The organism is Microbacterium sp. MYb72, assembly GCF_002979415.1.
Taxonomy (GTDB): Bacteria; Actinomycetota; Actinomycetes; order Actinomycetales; family Microbacteriaceae; genus Microbacterium; species Microbacterium natoriense.
In genome coordinates, this window is record NZ_PCOT01000005.1 from 30,363 (window position 1) to 51,118 (window position 20,756).

Here is a 20,756-nt window from a genome sequence, read left to right on the forward strand (position 1 = left end):
CGATCACCTTCCAGCCCGCGTTCCTCCTGCTCGTGCCGGGAACCGTCGGACTCGTGGCGATCACCTCGTTCGACATCGACCCCGTCGCCGCGGCGCTGGCGATCTTCGCGAGCCTCTGCATCGGGACGAAGCTCGGCTCGATCATCGTCGACACGCACTGGTGGCGGCTGTTCCTGCGGCCGCGCCCGGGCCTGTAACGCAAAAGAAGGCCCCGCCGGGATGGCGGGGCCTTCTGTTGCTGTGTGAGGCCGGATCAGCGTGCGGCGCCCTTGAGCGAGGTGCTCGACTGGATGATGTTGCCCGACTCGTCCTGATCGAAGATCACGCACTGGATCACGCGGTCGTTGTAGGAGTCCCAGGTGTCCTGGGTCGGGGTGATCGGGTAGACGCCGAGCGCGGACTGGTCCCACGGGATGCCGACGAAGGACGTGAAGCCCTCACCGGTGCACTGCTCCTGCGAGGCGGTGTCGATCGCCGTGGCGTCGTACTCGCCGTCGGGCATCTTGTACTCGAAGAAGACCTCTTCGTCGTGCGGCTCGGTGCAGGGCACGACATCGGCGCTCTCGAGGAGGCCCGAGGGGCTCTCCATCTTGCAGTCGCCGACCTTCAGCGCGAAGATGCCGATGTTGGCGCTCTCGGTGACCTGGCCGGTCTTGTCGTCGCGGTCTGCATCGGCGTTGCCGCTCCCCAGGATGCCGTTCAGTGCGCTGCAGCCGGTCAGTGCGAACGAGAGCGCCGCCGCCGATCCGACGAGAGCCAGCGCGTGTCGCGTGCGCAGTTTCATGTTGTTTCCCCTCCAGGACTGTGGTGAGCGGGCACAGAAGAGTCCCGCCTCAGGAAACGCTATCCGTCCCGGAGTCTGTGATGCAACTCGAAAACCCCTTTGACCAGGCTGAGAGTCTCAGCCCTCGAGGTCGTCGACGCCCGGCATCCAGCTGGCGCCGGGTCGACCCCATCCGCGTTTGCGGGCGATCTTCTGCGCGGTCTTCCAGTCTCCGTCCGACAGGCGATCCACGTAGAGGATGCCGTCGAGGTGATCGAACTCGTGCTGCATGATGCGCGCGCGCCAGCCGTCGACGGCGATCGCGACCGGTGAGCCGTCGAGGTCGGTTCCTGTCACCTGCACCCGCTCGGAGCGGCGCAGCGGGAACCGCTCGCCGGGGAAGGAGAGGCAGCCCTCCGACTCCAGATCGGGGTCGGGGTCGCCGGGTTCGAGAGGGGTCATCCACAGCTCGGGATTGATGATGACGCCACGCCACGGCTGATCGTCGTCGTCGACGTAGGCGTAGGTGTAGATGCGCAGCGGTACGCCGACCTGAGGGGCGGCGAGTCCCACGCCGGGCGCGGTGTCCATCGTCTCGAACATGTCGGCGACGAGGGTGCGGATCTCGTCGGTGATCGCCTCGACGGCGGAAGCGGGAGAGTGCAGGACGGGATCGCCCATGATGCGAATCGGAAGTACAGCCACGCCATAACCATACTGGGCGCACATCGCCGGGTAGGGTCGTAGGGTGAGCATCTCCGTATGGATGAGTGGGGCGGATGTCGGCGACCAGCTCGTCGGCGTCTTCCAGAATCCGCGACTCCTCCTGGGCATCCCGCTCGCCCTCGCGGGCGCCGTCTTCATGTCCCTCGGCGCGCAGTATCAGCACCGTGGGGTGGAGAAGGTCGAGCAGCTCAGCGGCGCGGACGGCGCGACCGGGCTGAGCCTCGACCAGATCAGAAGACTGCTGACGCGTCCGTCCTGGATCATCGGCACGCTCATGCTCGGACTGGCCATCGTGTGCCAGCTCGCCGCGCTCTCCCAGGCGCCGCTGATCGTGGTGCAGCCGCTCGGCGCGATCGCCCTCGTGATCACGACCCTGCTCAACGCCAGGGTCTCAGGACACACGCCGACGAGGCAGTCCATCACCGCGATCGTCTGCTGCGTCGGCGGCATCTTCCTCTTCGTCTCCTTCGCCGCGATCTTCGCGGCGGAGAAACCCATCAGCGACATCGAGCTCTTCACGATCCTGGCGATCCTGCTCGTCGTGATCATCGTGCTCGGCGCCTGCTGGCTCGTGCTGCGTCACCGCATGCGGGCTCTCTTCTACGTCATCGGCGCCGGCATCCTCTACGGCTTCGTGGCCACCCTCGCCAAAGCGGTCATCAATCGCATCGAGGCCGGCAACTTCGAGTGGATCACCCTCGTGTGCGTGATCGCCCTGATCGCGGCATCCGCCGTCGGCGCGTACTTCGTGCAGACCGCGTACAGCTCCGGTCCGCCCGACCTCGTCATCGCCGGTCTCACGGTGGTCGACCCGCTGATCGCGGTGCTCATCGGAATGCTCGTGCTCGGCGAAGCGGCGGCGGCGCCCGGCTGGGTGCTCGTGATCTTCGGGGTCGCCGGCGCCATCGCGGTGTGGGGCGTGGTCGGTCTCGCCCGGTACCACCCGCAGGTTCTCAGCGAGAGTCAGGAGCTCGGCATCCCGCGGGGGAGCGACGGCGCCACGGGAGCGGACGAGCAGAAGTAGGCGCTCTCCGCGCACTCGGACGCCACGACCGTCACGGCCGTCGAGGTCCGGGTTCGCGTCCGATCAGTACGCGGGGTCGATGAGGTCGGGGGAGACCTCGGAGGCAGCCGCCTCGTCGACGAAGAAGACCGTCCGCTTGCGCCCCTTGGCGCCCGCTGCGGGCACGCTGGTGTAGCTGGCGCCCGCGAGGGCCAGACCGAGCGCGGAGGCCTTGTCGGCGCCCGTGAGCACGAGCCAGACGCGCTTGGAGGAGTTCAACACCGGTCGGGTGAGAGTGACGCGCTCCGGCGGAGGCTTGGGGGAGTCGCGCACGGGCAGGGCCGCGGCATCCGTCACCGTGACCTCCGGGCGGTCCGGGAAGAGCGAGGCGATGTGGCCGTCGGGTCCGACGCCAAGGAAGCACACCGCGAACGACGGCCACGGATTCTCATCGGTTCCGAACCGCGCGAGCTCCGCCGCGTACGCGGCGGCCGCCTCGTCGAGGGTGAGGCCGCTGTCGGATGCCGCGATCTCGTGGACGTTCTCGACGGGGACCGGGATGCTGTCCAGGAGAGCCGCTCGGGACTGCACGGCGTTGCGGTCGGCGTGAGCACGGGGCACGAAGCGTTCGTCGCCCCACCAGAAGTGGACGAGCGACCAGTCGATGTCGGCCGACCGTGGATTCTCCGCCGTCGCGCGCAGCACCGCACCGCCCATCGAACCGCCCGTGAGGGCGATGTGGGCGATCCGGCCGTTGCGCGTGCGTGCTCGCAACCGAGCGATGAACCGGTCGGCCACCCGCGCCGCGACGGCGGCGGGGGTGGGTTCGACGACGACCCGCTTCTCTGCGGACGCTGTCTGCATCGACATCATTCTCCTGTCTCGGGCGGACCCAGCTTCTCCCAGCCCTCGGTGATGACTCGACCGTACAGGACATCGGGGTCGAGGCGACGCAGCTCCTCGGCGAGGCACTCCCTGAGCGTGCGGCGCGGCAGGTGGAGGTCGTGGTCGGGCTGCTCGGGCTGCGTGAGCACGGCGACGCCCGGAGTCGGACGCTCCAGCAGGATGTCCCCGTCTGCACGGGTGAGCCGCACCGACTTGATGCCCTCCTGCCAGTGCTCAGGGTCCTCGTACGACCAGCGCACCGGCACCTCGAGCGCCATCTGCAGCCAGGCCGCGAGCAGTGCGGTCGAGGGGGAAGCGACGGCGCCGCGCACCTCGACATCCGTCACCTCGAGGTACGGAGGCTGATCGAGCACGGCGGCGAGCTGCTCGCGCCAGTGCGTGAGCCGGGTCCAGGCCAGATCCGTGTCTCCGGGGGCGTGCGTCTCGCCGAGCAGGGCGAGGCGGTCGCGCACGTCGGGGGAGGTCGCGGCATCCGTGATGCGTCGCTGGGCGATCCTGCCGAGCGGCGAGGTCGCGGGGGAGACGGGCGCCTCCTCCGGCCACCAGGCCACCACCGGGGCGTCGGGGAGGAGGAGGCCGGTGATGAGGCTCTCCTCGTTGCTCGCCGCATCGCCGTAGGCGCGCAGCACGACGACCTCGCTGGCTCCGGCGTCTCCGCCGACGCGGATCTGGGCGTCGAGTCGCGACTCGCCGCCCCCGGTGGTGAGCACGATGACGCGCATCGGGTGCTCGCGTGATGCGTCGTTGGCCGCGTCGATGGCGGCCTCCGCGACGCCGTTCCGCGCCGAGATGACCAGGGTGAGCACGCGGCCGAGAGCGACGACGCCGCCCTCCTCACGGGCCTTGACGAGGTTCTTCGCGACCTGGCTGACGGTCGTGTCGGGAAGGTCGATGATCACGGGCGTCTCCAGACTCGTCCGTCGCGGGCCAACAGGGCATCAGCGGATGCCGGGCCCCACGATCCGGGTGCATACTGCTCGACGGGGCCGCCCTCGGCAGCCCAGTACTCCTCGACCGGGTCGAGGATCTTCCACGAGAGCTCGACCTCCTCGTGCCGCGGGAACAGCGGCGGATCGCCCAGCAGGACGTCGAGGATCAGGCGCTCGTAGGCCTCGGGGCTCGCCTCGGTGAAGGCGTGCCCGTAGCCGAAGTCCATCGTCACGTCGCGGACGTTCGTGCCGTTGCCCGGCACCTTCGAGCCGAACCGGATGGTCACGCCCTCATCGGGCTGCACGCGGATCACGAGCGCGTTCTGACCGAGCTCCGATGTGTTGCTGCGCCCGAACAGGTGCTCCGGTGCGCGCTTGAAGACGACCGCGACCTCGGTCACCCGTCGGCCGAGCCGCTTGCCGGTGCGCAGGTAGAACGGCACCCCCGACCAGCGGCGGGTGTCGATCTCCAGCTTGATGGCCGCGTAGGTCTCCGTCGCCGACTCGGGGTTCATCCCCTCCTCGTCGAGGAACCCGGTGACCTTCTCGCCGCCCTGCCACCCGCCGGCGTACTGCCCGCGTGCGGTCGCCAGGGCGAGGTCGTCCGGGACGTGCACCGCCGCGAGGACCTTCTCCTTCTCGGCACGCAGGTGCTCCGCGGACAGGCTGATCGGCTCTTCCATCGCGGTGAGGGCGAGAAGCTGCAGCAGGTGGTTCTGGATGACGTCACGGGCCGCGCCGACGCCGTCGTAGTAGCCGGCGCGGCCGCCGACGCCGATGTCCTCGGCCATCGTGATCTGCACGTGGTCGACGTAGTTGCGGTTCCAGATCGGCTCGTACAGCTCGTTGGCGAAGCGCAGCGCCAGGATGTTCTGGACCGTCTCCTTGCCGAGGTAGTGGTCGATGCGGAAGATCGAGTCCGCGGAGAACGCCACCTCGAGGGCCTTGTTCAGCTCGCGAGCGGACTCGAGGTCGTGCCCGAAGGGCTTCTCGATCACGACCCGGCGCCAGCGGTCCTCTCCCTCGTCGTCTCCGACGAGGCCCGAGTCCTTGAGCTGCTGCGCGACGACCGCGAACGACTTCGGCGGGATCGACAGGTAGAACGCGTGGTTGCCCATCGTGCCCCGCTCCACGTCGAGCTGATCCACCGTCTCACGGAGCTTGCGGAACGACTCGGGGTTGTCGAACTCGCCGGACACGAAGCGGATGCCCTGCAGCAGCTGCGTCCAGGTCTCCTCGCGGAAGGGGGTTCGCGCGTGCTGCTTGACCGCGTCGTACACGACCTGCGCGAAGTCCTGATCCTCCCAGTCCCTTCGGGCGAATCCGACGAGCGCGAAGCCCGGCGGGAGCAGGCCCCGGTTGGCGAGGTCGTAGACCGCGGGCATGAGCTTCTTGCGCGACAGATCGCCGGTCACTCCGAAGATCACCAGGGCGCTGGGCCCGGCGATCCTGTTGAGACGGCGATCATCGGGGTCGCGCAGCGGGTTGTGCCCGCGCGAGATGGGAACAGACATCGGTGGGGGATTCTCCTGGCTGCTTACTTCTGTGCTGCTTCGAAAAGGGTGAGCACGTCTGCCGACGAGTCGGTGATCGTCAGCGTGACGACCGGACGGCCGTGCTCCGCGAGCACCGCGGCGTCACCCGCGGCCTGCGCCTCGATGAGCTGACCGAACGTGAACGGCCGACCGGGGATCTCGAGGTCGACGTCGGTGCGCTCCAGGAGCTGGAGGAACACGCCCTGTGCCGGACCGCCCTTGTGGTACTGACCGGTGGAGTGCAGGAAGCGGGGTCCCCAGCCGAAGGTCGTCGGTCGACCGGAGTCGGCGGCGACGAGCTCGCGGAGGCCCTGCAGCTGCGGGACGTCGAGTCGGTTCACATAGGCCTGGATCGAGACGTAGCCGTCGTCGCCCAATCGGGCCCACAGGGAGTCGAGGACGCCCTCGATCGTGCCGGAGGCGGCGAGCTCGGGGTCGGACACGCGGACCTCGACGCTGTTCTCGATGAACGCCGGAGCCGTGGCCTCCGGGCGGGCGTCCAGCAGACCGCGGGCAGCGATCTTGGCGGACTCGACGTCGGGCTGGTCGAACGGGTTGATGCCGAGCAGGTATCCGGCGATGGCCGTCGCATACTCCCAGACGATGAACTGCGCGCCGAGCGTGCCGGAGACGAGGATCTCGCCCTGGTGCTTCTCGCGGAGGTGGAACTCGTTCGCGTCATCGACCAGGCGCACGATCTGCAGGTCGGCGGGGTTCGCGTCGAGCTCCGGGGACACGGGCAGCAGGACGACGGGGAGGATGCCGGTGCCGTCCTTGCCCGTGGACTCCGCGATGAGCTGCTCGATCCAGTCGGGCAGGCCGTTGATGTGCGTGCCGTCGGTGATGAGTCCGAGCTTGTCACGGCGCGGGCTGGTGGCCGCGATCGCCGCTGCGAGGCGGAGAGCCGGGTTCTCGGCGGAGTCGACCGCGACCTCCAGCAGCGAGGCCTCGGCCTCGTCTAGCAGCTCGTCGATGTCGACGCCGGCGAGACCCGAGGGGACGAGACCGAACGCGGTGAGCGCCGAGTAGCGTCCACCCACGTTCGGATCGGCGTTGAAGACGCGATAGCCGGCGTCGCGGGCCGAGGCGTCGAGAGGCGAACCGGGGTCGGTGACCACGATGATGCGCTCGACGGGATCGATGCCGAGGTCGCGGAACGCCGTCTCGAACGTGCGGCGCTGAGAGTCGGTCTCCACGGTGGAGCCGGACTTCGACGACACGACGAGGACGGTGCTCTCGAGCCCGTCGTCGAGAGCGGCGAGCACCTGCGCCGGCGAGGTCGAGTCGAGGATCGTGAGCGGAACGCCCGCCGTCTGCGAGATGACCTCGGGGGCGAGGGAGGATCCGCCCATGCCCGCGAGGACGACGCGCGTGACGCCCTTCGCGGCGAGCTCGTCGCGCAGCGCCACGATCTCACCCACGAGGGGACGCGAGATCGACACGGCCTCGACCCATCCGAGCCGCACGGCTGCCTCGGACTCGGCATCCGGGCCCCAGAGTGTCGCGTCGCCCCCGGTGATGCGCGACGCGACGAGGTCGTGCACCAGTCCGGGGACGCTCTCCTCGATCGCGGCCTTCGCCGCGCCCGAGGCGTGCAGCGCGAAGGTCATCGCTGCGCCTCGAGCCCTTCGCTCACCTGGCTGAGCAGGTCATGCCAGGAGTCGATGAACTTCGCGACGCCCTCGTCCTCGAGCACCTGGGTGACGTCGGCGAAGTCGATGCCGAGGTCGGCGAGCCCCGCGAAGACCGCACGGGCCTCCTCGTAGCCGCCCGTGATCGTGTCGCCGGTGACGACGCCGTGGTCGAAGGTCGCCTCGAGCGTCTTCTCGGGCATCGTGTTGACGACGCCCGCGGCGACGAGCTCCGTGACGTAGAGGGTGTCGGGCAGGTTCGGGTCCTTGACGCCGGTCGACGCCCACAGCGGGCGCTGCGGGTTCGCGCCCGCGGCGATCAGCGCCTGCGCGCGCTCACCGGCGAAGGTCTTCTCGTAGAGCTCGTAGGCGAGGCGCGCGTTGGCGAGGCCGGCCTTGTTCTTGAGGGCGTCCGCGGCGTCCGAGCCGATGGCGGCGAGGCGCTTGTCGGTCTCGGTGTCGACCCGCGACACGAAGAAGGACGCGACCGACTCGATGGTCGAGAGGTCGATGCCCGCCGCCTTCGCGGTCTCGAGACCGGTCAGGTACGCCTCGATGACCTCGGCGTAGCGCTCGAGGCTGAAGATCAGCGTGACGTTGACGCTGATGCCCGCGCCGATCGCCTGCGCGATCGCGGGAAGGCCAGCCTTGGTCGCGGGGATCTTCACGAGCAGGTTCGGACGGTCGACCGTTGCCCACAGCTGCTTGGCCTGGGCGACCGTGCCGTCCGTGTCGTGCGCGAGGTCGGGGGAGACCTCGATCGACACGCGTCCGTCGACGTGGCCGGTGGCCTCCCACACGGGGCGGAACACGTCGAGCGCGGCGGCCACGTCCTGCGTGGTGGCCGCGAACACGGCCTCCTCCGCGGTCGCGCCGGATGCCGCGAGCTCGGCGACCTGCGCGTCGTACGACGTGTCGTCGGGGTTCGTGATGGCGTTCGCGAAGATCGTCGGGTTGGTGGTGACGCCCGTGACGTTGCGCGAGGCGATCAGCTCGGCGAGGTTGCCGGAGGAGATGCGGGTGCGGGACAGGTCGTCGAGCCAGATGCTGACACCGGCGGCTGCGAGGTCTGAGGTGGGGGTGCTCATGCGTTCTCCTTGATGGTCTCGCGTGCCGCCTGGATGACGGCTTCGGTGGTGATCCCGAACTTCTCGAACAGGGTCTTGTAGTCGGCGGAGGCGCCGAAGTGGTCGATGCCGACCGAGCGGCCGCGGTCGCCGACGATCCCGCGCCAGCTGAGCACGGAACCGGCCTCGACCGAGACCCGGGCGGTGATGCTCTTCGGGAGCACGCTCTCACGGTACGCCTCGTCCTGCTCGGCGAACCACTCGAGAGAGGGCGCGGAGACGACACGGACGTTCACGCCCTCGGCAGCGAGCGCCGCACGCGCGTCGACGGCCAGCTGGACCTCGGAACCGGTGGCGATGATGATCACGTCGGGGGTGCCGTTCGGCGCCTCGGCCAGCACGTACGCGCCCTTCGAGACGTTCGATGCGGAGGCGAAGGTGTCGCCGGATGCCGCGCCCTCGCCGCGCGCGAACACGGGGATGTTCTGACGAGTCAGGGCGATGCCGGTCGGGCCTCCCTGGCGGCGGAGGATCTCCAGCCAGGACGCCGCGGTCTCGTTGGCGTCGGCCGGACGCACGAGCGTGAAGTTCGGGATGGCGCGCAGCGTGGCGATCTGCTCGATCGGCTGGTGCGTCGGGCCGTCCTCTCCGAGGGCGACGGAGTCGTGCGTCCACACGAAGATGCTGGGCACGTCCATGAGCGCGGCCAGACGCACCGGCGGGCGCATGTAGTCGCTGAAGATCAGGAACGTGCCGCCGAACGGACGGGTCGGACCGTGCAGCTTGATGCCGTTGACGATCGCACCCATCGCGTGCTCGCGGATGCCGAAGTGCAGGACGCGGCCGTAAGGGCTGCCCGACCACTCGTGGGTGGACCACTCGGCGGGGATGAAGGACTTGGCGTCCTTGATCGTGGTGAGGTTCGACTCGGCGAGGTCGGCCGAACCGCCCCAGAGCTCGGGGAGCTCGGCGGCCAGGGCGTTGATGACCTGGCCGGATGCGGCACGGGTCGACACGTCCTTGCCCGCCTCGAACACGGGGAGGGCCGCGTCGATGCCTGCCGGAAGCTCCTTGGCCTCCAGGCGGTCGAGCAGGGTCTTGCGCTCGGGGTTCGCCGCCGCCCAGGCGTCGAACGACTCCTGCCAGGCCGCGCGGACCTCTGCGGAGCGTGCCGCGAGGCCGCGGGTGTGGGCGATGACGTCGTCGGCGACCGCGAAGTGCTCCTCGGGGTCGAAGCCGAGGACCTTCTTGGTCGCGGCGAGCTCGTCCGCGCCGAGGGCGGAGCCGTGGATCTTGCCGGAGTTCTGCTTTCCGGGCGACGGCCAGCCGATGATCGTCTTGAGGATGATGAGCGACGGCTTGTCGGTCTCGCCCTTGGCCGCCTCGATCGCGGCGTAGAGCTCGGCGACGTCCTCGACGTACTGGCCGGTCTTCTTCCAGTCGACGACCTGGACCTGCCAGCCGTAGGACTCGTAGCGCTTCGCGACGTCCTCGGTGAAGGCGACGTTCGTGTCGTCCTCGATGGAGATCTGGTTGGAGTCGTAGATCGCGATGAGGTTGCCGAGCTGCTGGTGGCCCGCGAGCGACGAGGCCTCGCTGGTGACGCCCTCCTGCAGGTCGCCGTCGCCGGCGATCACGTAGATGAAGTGGTCGAAGGGGCTGGTGCCCGCAGCGGCCTCGGGGTCGAAGAGGCCGCGCTCGTAGCGCGAGGCGTAGGCGAACCCGACCGCGGAGGCGAGACCCTGGCCGAGCGGGCCGGTGGTGATCTCCACGCCCTTGGTGTGGCCGTACTCGGGGTGGCCGGGGGTCAGCGAGCCCCACGTGCGCAGAGCCTTGAGGTCGTCGAGCTCCAGTCCGAAGCCGCCGAGGTAGAGCTCGACGTACTGCGTGAGGGAGGAGTGACCCGCGGAGAGGATGAAGCGGTCGCGGCCGAGCCAGTCGGTGTCGGCGGGGTCATGACGCAGCACCCGCTGGTACAGCAGGTAGGCGGCCGGCGCCAGGCTCATCGCGGTGCCGGGGTGGCCGTTGCCGACCTTCTCCACGGCATCCGCCGCCAGCAGCCGAGCGGTGTCCACCGCGCGCCGATCGATCTCTTCCCACTGCAATTCCGACACGGTGAAGCCCTTCTCAACAGTTCGAGAGCGCCCGGTATGCACTGTCGCGGTCCGCAACGATACGGAAGGGGATGCTTGAGCGCCGGGCGCGCGAGTGTTTTCAGCATAGCGGTGCGTGTTACCGCGTTACATCGGACTACAACGCATTCAGGGGAGAGGAATTCCCCTCGTGGTGCGCGGACGGGCGGACGGTGGCTCTCGCCCCGTGCCCTAGACTGAAAGGGCTGCCCACGCGTGCCCGGAGGAGGCGATCGAGATCTCGACGATGTCTGATCAGACCGTTGCGAAGAAGTCCGTCGGTCGTACGGTGAAGGCCTACGTCGCCCTCACGAAGCCGCGCGTGCTCGAACTCCTCCTGGTCTCCACCGTCCCGGTGATGTTCCTCGCTCAGGGCGGCCTGCCGAACCTGTGGCTCGTCCTTGCGACGGTGATCGGCGGCTCCATGAGCGCAGGCTCCGCAGCGGCGTTCAACATGTACCTCGATCGCGACATCGACGCGCACATGCACCGCACCGAGAACCGGCCGCTCGTCACCGGCGAGATCACGCCGCGCGGTGCGCTCGTGTTCTCATGGACCCTCGCCGTCCTCTCGACGGTGTGGCTGTACGTGACGACGAACTGGCTGGCCGCGGTGCTCTCGGCATCCGCCATCTTCTTCTACGTCGTGATCTACACGATGATCCTCAAGCGCCGCACGGAGCAGAACATCGTGTGGGGCGGCATCGCCGGATGCTTCCCCGTGCTGATCGGCTGGGCGGCCGTGACCGGCTCCCTGGACTGGCCGGCCTTCATCCTCTTCGCCCTGATCTTCCTCTGGACGCCGCCGCACTACTGGCCGCTCTCCATGAAGTACAAGGACGACTACGACGACGTCGACGTCCCCATGCTCGGCGTCACCCGCAACGCGTCGCAGGTCGGACTCCAGGTCATCCTCTACGCGTGGGCGACCGTCGCCTGCTCACTGCTGCTCGTGCCGATCGCGAGCATGGGGCTCGTCTACACCGTCTCCGCGCTCGTCTTCGGCGGCTGGTTCATCTACGAGTCGCACCGCCTGTACAACCGTGCGGTGCGGGGGACCGAGGCGCGTCCGATGAGGGTCTTCCACGCCTCGATCACCTACTTGACGCTGATCTTCGTCGCGGTCGCGATCGACCCGCTGCTCCCGTTCTGATCCTCGGTCGCGGAGTCCTCTGACGCGGTCTCCGCGACAGCCTCGGGATCGACGACCGACTCAGGCTCCACGGCCTCGGGCTCTGCCGACGCGACGTCCTCTGCGGGCGCGCTCTGAGCGCTCCAGTCGATGGCCTCGACGGCGACCGGCTGCGACGCCGGAAGGATCGCCTGCACGGCGACGAGCGCGAGCGCGATCAGGATCCCGAGCACGCCGGCGCCGACGAGCGCAGCGCCGAACACGATGAGCGACTGTCCGACGTAGACCTCGACTCCGGTGGCGGTGCCGTCGAGCAGCGTCGAGGTCATCGTGCTCAGCTGGCCCGAGATGATCCATCCGCCGACCGCCGCGGCGACGAGGGAGACGAGCAGGAGGAGCCAGAAGCCGATGCTGTGCGTGAGTGACTTTTTCATGCCGCCCACCATGACGCAGCTTCTGTTGCGTCTCCGATGTGCCGTCTATGCGTCGGCTGGGCGCATCAGGATCGCGGCGATGCGGGGCGCTTGAGGTGGAGCACCACGACGGTGTAGGTCGCCGCCGACAGGGCGGCGAGCACCATGTGGATGCCGACGAGGATCTCCGGAAGCCCTTCGCGGGCCTGCCACACGCCGACCCCGACCTGCACGAGGATCGCCGCTACGAGGACGAGCAGCCATCTGCGGGGTTCGAGGCGCAGCGCCCAGGCGGAGATCGTCAGCACCGCGACGAGTCCGGCGAGGATGTAGCCCGGCCACGAGTGCACGTGCGCGAGGACGGTGGCGTCGAAGCCGTGACGGAGCACCTCTGCGTCGCCGGAGTGCGGGCCGGAACCCGTGGTCAGCACGCCGAAGACGATCGTGACGGCGAGGGCGAGGCCGGTCACGTGCGAGAGGATCGCGAACCAGGCGGGCACCGCCTTCTCGCGCGGTCCGGGGACCGCGTACAGGCGAACGAGGAACGCCGCGGTGATGCACACCAGCAGCAGCGACGACACGTAGTGGAAGCCGACGATGAACGGATTCAGGCCCGTCCACACCGTGATGCCGCCCACGACGGCCTGCATCACGATGCCGCCGAGCACAACGAGGGAGAGCACCCAGAGGTCGCGACGCCGGGCGCGGAAGCGGAGGACGAAGAACACCACGGCGAGTGCGAGGAGGCCGACCACTCCGGTCATGGTGCGGTTGCCGAACTCGATGATGCCGTGGATGCCCTGCTCGGGCGTCGGCACGAGCGACTCGGGCGTGCACAGCGGCCACTGTGAGCAGCCGAGCCCCGAACCGGTGAGGCGTACGGCCCCTCCGGTGCCGATGATGATGACCTCGGCGAGGAAAGACAGCCAGGCCGCGACGGTCAGTCGGCGGCCGATCTCGGAGGGCAGCCAATCATGGACGCGGGACAGAAAACCGGTCCTCGTTGCGGGGGAGTCGGCGGTGGCGGTGTCGGGCATGGGTCCTCCGGAACCCCCGTGACGCGGACATGACGGCCCGCACGTCTGAGGGAACCTGTAGAATCGGGGTGTTGGGATGCCCGCGTGACCGCGGAACGCATCCCTGACAGTTTAGGCGCGATGGAAGCGCCGGTGATGAGGGCCCCACCAGCGGCACCCGCTCCCGCAGACTCGACGGGGATCAGGTGTGTCGGGGCGGATGACACCGTTGAGGCCCAATAAGGAGAGTGTGTGATGTCGGATGTGCTGATCGACCGCCCGGAGCTTGATGGTCTGGGGGTGTACGAGTTCGGCTGGCACGATGCCGACGCCGCGGGAGCCGTGGCGAAGCGCGGCATCTCCGAAGAGGTCGTCCGAGGCATCTCTGCCCTCAAGGACGAACCCGAATGGATGCTGAAGACGCGTCTCAAGGGCTATCAGCTCTTCGGACGCAAGCCGATGCCGACCTGGGGTGCCGACCTCAGCGACATCGACTTCGACAACATCAAGTACTTCGTGCGCTCCACCGAGAAGCAGGCGCAGTCGTGGGAGGAGCTCCCCGCGGAGATCCGCGAGACCTACGAGCGCCTCGGCATCCCCGAGGCCGAGCGCCAGCGACTCGTCGCCGGCGTGGCCGCGCAGTACGAGTCCGAGGTCGTCTACCACCAGATCCGCGAGGACCTGGAGGAGCAGGGCGTCATCTTCATGGACACCGACACCGCGCTGCGCGAGCACCCCGAGTTCTTCGAGGAGTACTTCGGCACCGTGATCCCCGCCGGCGACAACAAGTTCGCGGCGCTGAACACGGCGGTCTGGTCCGGCGGCTCGTTCGTGTACGTCCCCAAGGGCGTTCACGTGGAGATCCCGCTGCAGGCCTACTTCCGCATCAACACGGAGAACATGGGCCAGTTCGAGCGGACCCTGATCATCGCCGACGAGGACAGCTACGTCCACTACATCGAGGGCTGCACGGCTCCGATCTACAAGTCGGACTCGCTGCACTCGGCCGTCGTCGAGATCATCGTGAAGAAGAACGCCCGCGTGCGCTACACGACGATCCAGAACTGGTCGAACAACGTCTACAACCTCGTCACCAAGCGCGCCGTCGCCCACGAGGGCGCGACCATGGAGTGGGTCGACGGCAACATCGGCTCCAAGGTGACGATGAAGTACCCGTCGATCTACCTGATGGGCGAGCACGCCAAGGGCGAGACCCTCTCGGTCGCCTTCGCGGGCCCCGGCCAGCACCAGGACGCCGGCGCCAAGATGATCCACATGGCGCCGTACACGCAGTCGTCGATCGTCTCGAAGTCGATCGCCCGTGGCGGCGGTCGCGCCGGCTACCGCGGCGAGGTGCGGGTGGATGCCGCCGCGCACCACTCCGCGAACACCGTGCGCTGCGATGCGCTGCTCGTCGACACGAAGTCCCGCAGCGACACCTACCCTGCGATCGACATCCGCGTCGACGACGTCCAGCTGGGTCACGAGGCCACGGTCTCGAAGGTCAGCGAGGAGCAGCTCTTCTACCTGCAGTCCCGCGGCATGCCCGAGGACGAGGCGATGGCGATGATCGTGCGCGGCTTCATCGAGCCGATCGCGCGTGAGCTGCCCATGGAGTACGCGATGGAACTGAACAAGCTCATCGAGATGGGCATGGAAGGATCGGTCGGCTAGTGACGGCCCCTACGACCGCGCCCGCAGAGGCGCAGCACACGAACGCGCACATCGACCCGGCCGCCCAGGTGGCCGACGCCGGTTTCGTCCCGGTGCAGACCCGCTCAGAGCGTCCGCACTCCTTTGATCCGACCGACTTCGGCGCGCCCTCGGGCCGCGAGGTCAACTGGAAGCACACCCCGGTCGCGCAGCTGAAGCCGCTCTTCGAGGTCGCCGCGCCCAACGACGGCGTCAGCTACGCCTTCCCCGCGGGTGAGGAGTACGTCGCGGCTCCGCTCGCTGCGGGCGACGCTCCGCGCGGCGAGGTCTTCCTCGCGGAGGACATCACGGCCGCCGTCGCCTGGCAGGGCGCCGCCGAGGCTCTGCACATCCGCATCCCGCGCGAGGAGGAGGTCGCCGAGCCCATCCTCGTGCAGGTGACCGGCCTCGGCGCCGGGCTCCGCGCCGATGCGCACATCGTGATCGAGGCGCTCGAGCACAGCTCCGCGACCGTGGTCCTCGCGCACTCCGGCTCGGCGCAGTACTCGCAGAACGTCGAGATCATCGCCCGCGACGGCTCCAGGCTCACCGTCGTGAGCCTGCAGCAGTGGCAGGACGACGCGATCCACACGTCGGCGCACCAGGCCCGCGTGGGCGCGGACGCGACCCTCAAGCACTTCGTGATCAGCTTCGGCGGCGCTCTGGTCCGGGTGAACCCGAACGTCGAGCTCGCGGGCAACGGCTCGGAGGGGTACCTCTACGGCCTCTCCTACGCGGATGCCGGTCAGCACCTGGAGAGCCAGGTCTACCTGCACCACAAGGGCGCCCACACCAAGGGCGACGTCCTCTACAAGGGCGCGCTGCAGGGCGAGGGAGCGCACAGCGTCTGGATCGGCGACGTGCTGATCGGCGCGAACGCGACCGGCACCGACTCCTACGAGGCGAACCGCAACCTGGTCCTCACCGAGGGTGCGCGCGCCGACTCGATCCCGAACCTCGAGATCGAGACGGGCGACATCCTCGGCGCCGGCCACGCCAGCGCGACGGGACGTTTCGACGACGAGCAGCTGTTCTACCTGCAGGCCCGCGGCATCTCCGAGGAGGAGGCGCGGCGCCTGGTGGTGCTCGGCTTCCTCAGCGACATCGTCCAGCGCCTCGGCATCCCGGCGCTCGAGACCGAGCTGCTCGCGACGATCGAGACGGAGCTCGCGGCGGTGACCGCGTGAGCGCCGAGCGCGTCTGCGGCGTCGCCGACCTCGAGACCGACATGCCGCTGCGGGTCGACCCCGCCGGCGTGCCGATCACCGTCATCAAGGACTCCGATGGCGTGATCCACGCCATCGGAGACACCTGCACGCACGGTGACATCTCCCTCTCCGAGGGCTTCGTCGAGGGCGACACCGTCGAGTGCTGGGCTCATGGCTCGGCGTTCTCGCTGCTCACCGGCAAGCCCCAGAATCTCCCCGCTTTCGAGCCCGTCCCGGTCTACGTCGTCGAGATCGACGGCGACGACGTGCTCATCGATCCGACTGTGACAAAGGAAGTTTGAATGTCTGTTCTCGAAATCCGCGACCTCCACGTGACGGTCGAGACGGAGGCGGGGACCACCCCGATCCTCAACGGAATCACCCTCACGATGAACACGGGTGAGACCCACGCCATCATGGGCCCCAACGGCTCGGGCAAGTCGACCCTCGCGTACACGATCGCCGGTCACCCGAAGTACACGGTGACCTCCGGCTCCATCACCTTCGACGGTCAGGACGTCCTGGAGATGAGCGTGGACGAGCGCGCCCGCGCCGGTCTGTTCCTCGCGATGCAGTACCCGGTCGAGATCCCCGGCGTCACGGTGACCAACTTCCTGCGCACGGCGAAGACCGCGCTCGACGGCGAGGCCCCAGCGATCCGCAGCTGGACCAAGGACGTCAAGCAGGCGATGTCGAACCTGCGCATGGACCCGAAGTTCGCGCAGCGCAACGTCAACGAGGGCTTCTCCGGTGGCGAGAAGAAGCGCCACGAGATCCTCCAGCTCGAGGTGCTCAAGCCGAAGTTCGCCGTCCTCGACGAGACCGACTCCGGTCTCGACGTCGACGCGCTGAAGATCGTCTCCGAGGGCGTCAACCGCGCCAAGGAGGCCACCGGTCTCGGCGTGCTGCTGATCACGCACTACACGCGCATCCTCCGCTACATCCGCCCCGACTTCGTGCACGTGGTCGTCGCGGGCAAGATCGTGGAGGAAGGCGGCCCCGAGCTCGCCGACCGTCTCGAGGAAGAGGGCTACGACCGCTTCCTCGACCCCACGGCTCCCGTCGAGGCGTAGGCTGACAGCCATGACAGCGACCCTCACGGACGAGAAGTACGACGAGGTCACCGAGGCGCTCAAGGACGTCATGGATCCCGAGCTCGGGATCAACGTCGTCGACCTCGGCCTCATCTACGATCTCGCTTGGGATGACGAGAACGACGCTCTCGTCATCCACATGACGCTGACCAGCGCCGGGTGCCCGCTCACCGACGTCCTCGAGGACCAGACGGCCCAGGCGCTGGACAACGTCGTCGATCGCTTCCGCATCAACTGGGTGTGGATGCCGCCGTGGGGTCCCGAGAAGATCACCGACGACGGACGCGACATGATGCGCGCGCTCGGCTTCGCGATCTGACGCGGATCGGAGCACTGCCGCGCGGCGGCCGACGCGCTCGTGCCTCATCGCCGAGCGCGCACCAGCGAGGGGAAGCCCGGAGGAACATGGTCGAGGTCGAAGCGCTGCCGTTGAGCGAGCTCCGTGAGCGCACCAGCGAGAAGTGGCGGGAGTATCCCGCCGACGTCCTGCCGCTGTTCGTGGCGGAGACCGACTTCCCGCTGGCGCCGACGGTGCAGGCGGCGCTGCAGCGCGCGATCGAGACGGGCGACACCGGGTACATCGCGTCGCGGGGCCCGCTGGCCGAGACGTATGCCGCGTTCGCGAAGCGCCGCTTCGACTGGGAGGTGGACCCGGCGCGCCTGCGGTCCACGGCCGATGTCAGCATGGGGATCGTCGAGATCCTCCGTCGCGTCGTGCAGCCGGGCGAGCGCGTGATCGTGACGCCGCCCGTCTACCCGCCGTTCTACGACCTCGTGGAGGAAGCGGGAGCCGAGGTGGAACGGGTGCCGCTCCGCGACACCGGCACCGCCTGGGAGCTCGACCTCGACGGCATCCGCTCTGCCTTCGAAGACGGCGCGCGGGCGATCCTGCTGTGCAACCCGCACAACCCGACCGGTACCGTGCACGACCGCGACGCGCTGGCCGCGCTCGCGGACCTCGCGGACGAGTTCGACGCCGCGGTGGTGTCGGATGAGATCCATGCGCTGCTCGCGCAGCCCGGCACCGGGTTCACGCCGTTCCTCTCGGTGAGTCCGGTCGCCCAGCGCGTCGGCTACGCAGTCGTCAGCGCCAGCAAGGCGTTCAACCTGGCGGGCCTCAAGTGCGCGCTGATGGTCACCGCCGACGACGCGACGACGGCCGTGCTCCGCTCGCTGCCGATCGAGGTCGTCTGGCGCACAGGGCAGCTGGGGCTCCTCGCCGCCGTCGCCGCGTTCGGCGAGGAGAGCGACGAGTGGCTCGACGGTCTCGTGCGCACCCTCGACCGCAATCGGGTGCTGCTGGAGGACCTCCTCGCACGGCTCCTGCCCGGCGCCCGTTATCGCATCCCCGATGCGGGCTACCTGGCGTGGATCGACGTCTCCCGCCTCGGACTCGGCGACAGCCCCGCCCGCCGCATCCTCAAGGACGCGAAGGTGGCGTTGAACGCCGGATCGACCTTCGGTGCAGAGGGGGAGGGGTTCGTGAGGTTGAACTTCGGCACGAATCCCGAGATCCTCACCGAGGCCGTCGAGCGCATCGCCGCGCTCGTGGGCCGATGACGGAGACCGCGACCGCCGCTTCGATCTGGGACCGCGAACGCATCTGGGTCACCGTCGGCGCCATCGCACTGATCTTCCTCGGGGCCATCGAGGCTCTCGCCGTGACGACGGTGATGCCGGTCGTGAGCGACGCGCTCGACGGCCAGTCGCTGTACGCGGTCGCGTTCGCCGGCACGCTGGCGACGAGTGTGATCGGCATGGTCGCCGCGGGCGCCTGGTCTGATGCGCGGGGTCCGCGAGGCGCCCTCTACGTCGCGGTCTCGCTGTTCATCCTGGGGCTGTTGATCTCGGGCTTCGCCGTCACGATGCACCAGTTCCTGATCGGGCGGCTCGTGCAGGGGCTCGGCACGGGTGGTCAGACGGTCGCGCTCTACGTCGTGGTCGCGCGGCTCTATCCGTCGCAGCTGCACGGCAAGGTGTTCGCGGCCTTCGCGGCGGCCTGGGTCGTGCCGTCGATGATCGGTCCGTTCCTGGCCGGCGCCGTCGCGGAGTACGTCGACTGGCGCTGGACGTTCCTCGGAGTGGCTGTGCTCACCGCTGCGGCTTTCCTGACCATCGCGGTCCGTCTGCGCGGAGTCGACCTCGGCCACGGTGAGCCGCAGGATCGACGGGCGCTCGTCACTCGGCTCCTGCTCGCCGTCGTCGTCGCCGTGCTCGCCGTTCTCGTCGGATTCGCTGCCGAGATGGAGCCGGGTATCGGCTGGCCGGTCGCAGCGGGCGCGGTGCTGCTGATCGGGTTCGCGGTGCTGCCGCTGCTGCCGCGGGGAACGTTGCGGTCGCGGCGCGGACTGCCCAGCGTCGTCCTGATGCGCGGGATCGCCTCCGGAGCGTTCTTCGCCTCCGAGGCGTACGTGCCGTACCTGCTCATGGAGCGCTTCGAGTTCACGGCGACCTGGGCCGGCGTCGGCCTCATGCTCTCGGCGTTCGCGTGGGCCGGAGCCTCTGAGCTGCAGGGTCGGTTCGGGGAGCGGCTCGGCAATCGCAGGATCGCGGTGATCAGCACCGGGCTCATCGTGCTGGCGCTGCTGTGCGTGCTCTCGGCCGCGCTGCTCGGCCTCTCGCCGGTTCTCGTGATCGTCGGATGGGGCTTCGCGGGCGGCGGCATGGGGCTCCTCTATCCGCGCCTCACGGTCTTGACGCTCGCGTACTCCGATGAGACCAACCAGGGTTTCAACTCCTCGGCGCTGTCGATCGCGGACTCGACCGGCTCCGCCGTCGCGATCGCCCTCGCCGGATTGGGAGTCGCGACGCTGGGCGGGGGCGCCGGCGCCTTCGGCGCGGTGTTCGTCTTCGGGATCGCGCTGGCGGTGGTGGCTGTGGTGCCCGGTCTCAGACTCGGTCACGCGGCGGAGACGCCGCTGCGCTGACCTCTCCGGCGAGTGCACGGACGCCGAGGTCGAAGACGAGGTCGAGTCCGGCCGTGACGTCGATCTCGTCGACCGTGTTCGCCGCGCCGTGACTGTCTGCGTGCATGCGCTGCTGCACGAGCGTGGAGTGACCGAGCACGAAGTGCAGGATGGCGGTGGCGCGATCCCGCGCATCGGGCAGGCCTCTGAGAGCCGTTTCGAGAGCCGTCTGTGCGTAGGAGGACCCCAGGCGCAGCGCGTAGGTGCTGAGCACGAGCTCGGCGCCGTCGCGGTACGCGAAGAGCGCGTCGCGGATGCTCCGCGCGATCGTGAGCACGTCGGCGTCGTCGCGGGGGATCCCGGCCGTGATGCGGTCGGCGAGGACCGCGAGGAGCTCCTGCTTGCTCTGGAAGTGCCAGTACAGCGCGCTCGGCTGGATGTCCAGCCGTCCGGCGATGCGTCTCATCGACAGATCGGCGAGCCCGACCTCGTCGAGCAGGGCGAGCGCCGCGCTGGCGACCCCGTCACGGTCGTGGCGGACGGAGTTGTGGTCGGGGCTCATGACCCCACTATAGTGAACACCGTTCAAGTGAACAGTGTTCA

General features: G+C 68.9%; 20 protein-coding genes and 1 pseudogene. 10 read left to right on the forward strand and 11 right to left on the reverse strand.

The genetic code is table 11. From position 1 onward, the window contains the following. Positions 1–197: pseudogene (locus tag CQ047_RS18990) on the forward strand (hypothetical protein); the annotation flags it as partial. A gap of 56 nt (positions 198–253) precedes the next feature. On the opposite strand, the gene CQ047_RS03875 reads toward CQ047_RS18990, so the two are convergent. Next, positions 254–784 (reverse strand): septum formation family protein, encoded by a 531-nt coding sequence (locus tag CQ047_RS03875; protein WP_105672974.1) that lies wholly within the window; start codon positions 782–784, stop codon positions 254–256. A 117-nt stretch (positions 785–901) separates the two neighbouring features. Continuing rightward, entirely contained in the window at positions 902–1,468 is a 567-nt protein-coding gene (gene def / locus CQ047_RS03880) for a peptide deformylase (protein WP_181155826.1), read from the reverse strand. A 61-nt stretch (positions 1,469–1,529) separates the two neighbouring features. On the opposite strand from def, the gene CQ047_RS03885 reads away from it, so the two are divergent. Next, entirely contained in the window at positions 1,530–2,513 is a 984-nt protein-coding gene (locus tag CQ047_RS03885) for a DMT family transporter (RefSeq protein WP_105672976.1), read from the forward strand. 63 nt (positions 2,514–2,576) lie between these two features. Here CQ047_RS03885 and pgl read toward each other — a convergent pair whose 3' ends face one another. From pgl to tkt, 6 genes are read right to left on the reverse strand one after another with little or no spacing between them, the layout of a single operon-like run. Further along, the gene (gene pgl / locus CQ047_RS03890) at positions 2,577–3,365 is read right to left on the reverse strand and encodes a 6-phosphogluconolactonase (RefSeq protein WP_105672977.1); all 789 of its coding nucleotides are present in this window, start codon (positions 3,363–3,365) and stop codon (positions 2,577–2,579) included. Beyond that, a complete protein-coding gene (locus CQ047_RS03895; RefSeq protein ID WP_105672978.1) occupies positions 3,362–4,297 on the reverse strand; it encodes a glucose-6-phosphate dehydrogenase assembly protein OpcA in 936 nt (311 codons plus the stop codon). The genes pgl and CQ047_RS03895 overlap by 4 nt, the downstream gene beginning before the upstream one ends. Then, positions 4,294–5,841, reverse strand: coding sequence for a glucose-6-phosphate dehydrogenase (zwf, locus tag CQ047_RS03900; protein WP_105672979.1), 1,548 nt, complete (start codon positions 5,839–5,841; stop codon positions 4,294–4,296). Before zwf ends, CQ047_RS03895 begins: the two co-directional genes overlap by 4 nt. 23 nt (positions 5,842–5,864) lie before the next feature. Next, on the reverse strand, positions 5,865–7,472 hold the full coding sequence (locus CQ047_RS03905; RefSeq protein ID WP_105672980.1) for a glucose-6-phosphate isomerase: 1,608 nt from the start codon (positions 7,470–7,472) through the stop codon (positions 5,865–5,867). Continuing rightward, complete coding sequence (gene tal / locus CQ047_RS03910) at positions 7,469–8,581, reverse strand: transaldolase (protein ID WP_105672981.1); 1,113 nt, start codon at positions 8,579–8,581, stop codon at positions 7,469–7,471. The genes CQ047_RS03905 and tal overlap by 4 nt, the downstream gene beginning before the upstream one ends. After that, positions 8,578–10,674, reverse strand: coding sequence for a transketolase (gene tkt, locus CQ047_RS03915; RefSeq protein ID WP_105672982.1), 2,097 nt, complete (start codon positions 10,672–10,674; stop codon positions 8,578–8,580). Before tkt ends, tal begins: the two co-directional genes overlap by 4 nt. A 265-nt stretch (positions 10,675–10,939) precedes the next feature. On the opposite strand from tkt, the gene CQ047_RS03920 reads away from it, so the two are divergent. Further along, on the forward strand, positions 10,940–11,845 hold the full coding sequence (locus CQ047_RS03920; RefSeq protein ID WP_105672983.1) for a heme o synthase: 906 nt from the start codon (positions 10,940–10,942) through the stop codon (positions 11,843–11,845). Here CQ047_RS03920 and CQ047_RS03925 read toward each other — a convergent pair. Further along, positions 11,791–12,258, reverse strand: coding sequence for a hypothetical protein (locus tag CQ047_RS03925; protein ID WP_146114264.1), 468 nt, complete (start codon positions 12,256–12,258; stop codon positions 11,791–11,793). The genes CQ047_RS03920 and CQ047_RS03925 overlap by 55 nt on opposite strands. A 65-nt stretch (positions 12,259–12,323) precedes the next feature. After that, positions 12,324–13,274 (reverse strand): heme A synthase, encoded by a 951-nt coding sequence (locus CQ047_RS03930; RefSeq protein WP_105672985.1) that lies wholly within the window; start codon positions 13,272–13,274, stop codon positions 12,324–12,326. A gap of 234 nt (positions 13,275–13,508) precedes the next feature. Here CQ047_RS03930 and sufB point away from each other — a divergent pair, with 234 nt between their 5' ends. The 7 genes from sufB to CQ047_RS03965 all read left to right on the forward strand — a co-directional run bounded on the left by sufB (position 13,509) and on the right by CQ047_RS03965 (position 20,174). Next, complete coding sequence (sufB, locus tag CQ047_RS03935; RefSeq protein WP_105672986.1) at positions 13,509–14,927, forward strand: Fe-S cluster assembly protein SufB; 1,419 nt, start codon at positions 13,509–13,511, stop codon at positions 14,925–14,927. Beyond that, complete coding sequence (gene sufD, locus CQ047_RS03940) at positions 14,927–16,132, forward strand: Fe-S cluster assembly protein SufD (RefSeq protein ID WP_105672987.1); 1,206 nt, start codon at positions 14,927–14,929, stop codon at positions 16,130–16,132. The genes sufB and sufD overlap by 1 nt, the downstream gene beginning before the upstream one ends. Beyond that, on the forward strand, positions 16,129–16,455 hold the full coding sequence (locus tag CQ047_RS03945; RefSeq protein WP_105672988.1) for a non-heme iron oxygenase ferredoxin subunit: 327 nt from the start codon (positions 16,129–16,131) through the stop codon (positions 16,453–16,455). The genes sufD and CQ047_RS03945 overlap by 4 nt, the downstream gene beginning before the upstream one ends. Continuing rightward, positions 16,456–17,226, forward strand: a complete 771-nt coding sequence (gene sufC / locus CQ047_RS03950) for a Fe-S cluster assembly ATPase SufC (RefSeq protein ID WP_105672989.1) — start codon at positions 16,456–16,458, stop codon at positions 17,224–17,226. It begins immediately after the preceding gene. Between the two features lie 10 nt (positions 17,227–17,236). Next, entirely contained in the window at positions 17,237–17,566 is a 330-nt protein-coding gene (locus tag CQ047_RS03955; RefSeq protein ID WP_105672990.1) for a metal-sulfur cluster assembly factor, read from the forward strand. Positions 17,567–17,652: 86 nt separating this feature from the next. Then, positions 17,653–18,807, forward strand: a complete 1,155-nt coding sequence (locus CQ047_RS03960; RefSeq protein WP_105672991.1) for a MalY/PatB family protein — start codon at positions 17,653–17,655, stop codon at positions 18,805–18,807. Then, the gene (locus tag CQ047_RS03965; RefSeq protein ID WP_105672992.1) at positions 18,804–20,174 is read left to right on the forward strand and encodes an MFS transporter; all 1,371 of its coding nucleotides are present in this window, start codon (positions 18,804–18,806) and stop codon (positions 20,172–20,174) included. The genes CQ047_RS03960 and CQ047_RS03965 overlap by 4 nt, the downstream gene beginning before the upstream one ends. Here CQ047_RS03965 and CQ047_RS03970 read toward each other — a convergent pair. After that, a complete protein-coding gene (locus CQ047_RS03970) occupies positions 20,137–20,715 on the reverse strand; it encodes a TetR family transcriptional regulator (protein ID WP_105672993.1) in 579 nt (192 codons plus the stop codon). The two genes, CQ047_RS03965 and CQ047_RS03970, sit on opposite strands and share 38 nt — an antisense overlap. Positions 20,716–20,756 lie beyond the last annotated feature (41 nt).

Coding starts and splice junctions, on each gene's coding strand:
- CQ047_RS03875 (WP_105672974.1), bottom strand. CDS start 784: ATGAAACTGCGCACGCGACACGCGCTGGCTCTCGTCGGATCGGCGGCG.
- CQ047_RS03885 (WP_105672976.1), top strand. CDS start 1,530: ATGAGTGGGGCGGATGTCGGCGACCAGCTCGTCGGCGTCTTCCAGAAT.
- pgl (WP_105672977.1), bottom strand. CDS start 3,365: ATGATGTCGATGCAGACAGCGTCCGCAGAGAAGCGGGTCGTCGTCGAA.
- zwf (WP_105672979.1), bottom strand. CDS start 5,841: ATGTCTGTTCCCATCTCGCGCGGGCACAACCCGCTGCGCGACCCCGAT.
- CQ047_RS03905 (WP_105672980.1), bottom strand. CDS start 7,472: ATGACCTTCGCGCTGCACGCCTCGGGCGCGGCGAAGGCCGCGATCGAG.
- tal (WP_105672981.1), bottom strand. CDS start 8,581: ATGAGCACCCCCACCTCAGACCTCGCAGCCGCCGGTGTCAGCATCTGG.
- CQ047_RS03920 (WP_105672983.1), top strand. CDS start 10,940: ATGTCTGATCAGACCGTTGCGAAGAAGTCCGTCGGTCGTACGGTGAAG.
- CQ047_RS03925 (WP_146114264.1), bottom strand. CDS start 12,258: ATGAAAAAGTCACTCACGCACAGCATCGGCTTCTGGCTCCTCCTGCTC.
- CQ047_RS03930 (WP_105672985.1), bottom strand. CDS start 13,274: ATGCCCGACACCGCCACCGCCGACTCCCCCGCAACGAGGACCGGTTTT.
- sufB (WP_105672986.1), top strand. CDS start 13,509: ATGTCGGATGTGCTGATCGACCGCCCGGAGCTTGATGGTCTGGGGGTG.
- sufC (WP_105672989.1), top strand. CDS start 16,456: ATGTCTGTTCTCGAAATCCGCGACCTCCACGTGACGGTCGAGACGGAG.
- CQ047_RS03955 (WP_105672990.1), top strand. CDS start 17,237: ATGACAGCGACCCTCACGGACGAGAAGTACGACGAGGTCACCGAGGCG.
- CQ047_RS03960 (WP_105672991.1), top strand. CDS start 17,653: ATGGTCGAGGTCGAAGCGCTGCCGTTGAGCGAGCTCCGTGAGCGCACC.
- CQ047_RS03965 (WP_105672992.1), top strand. CDS start 18,804: ATGACGGAGACCGCGACCGCCGCTTCGATCTGGGACCGCGAACGCATC.
- CQ047_RS03970 (WP_105672993.1), bottom strand. CDS start 20,715: ATGAGCCCCGACCACAACTCCGTCCGCCACGACCGTGACGGGGTCGCC.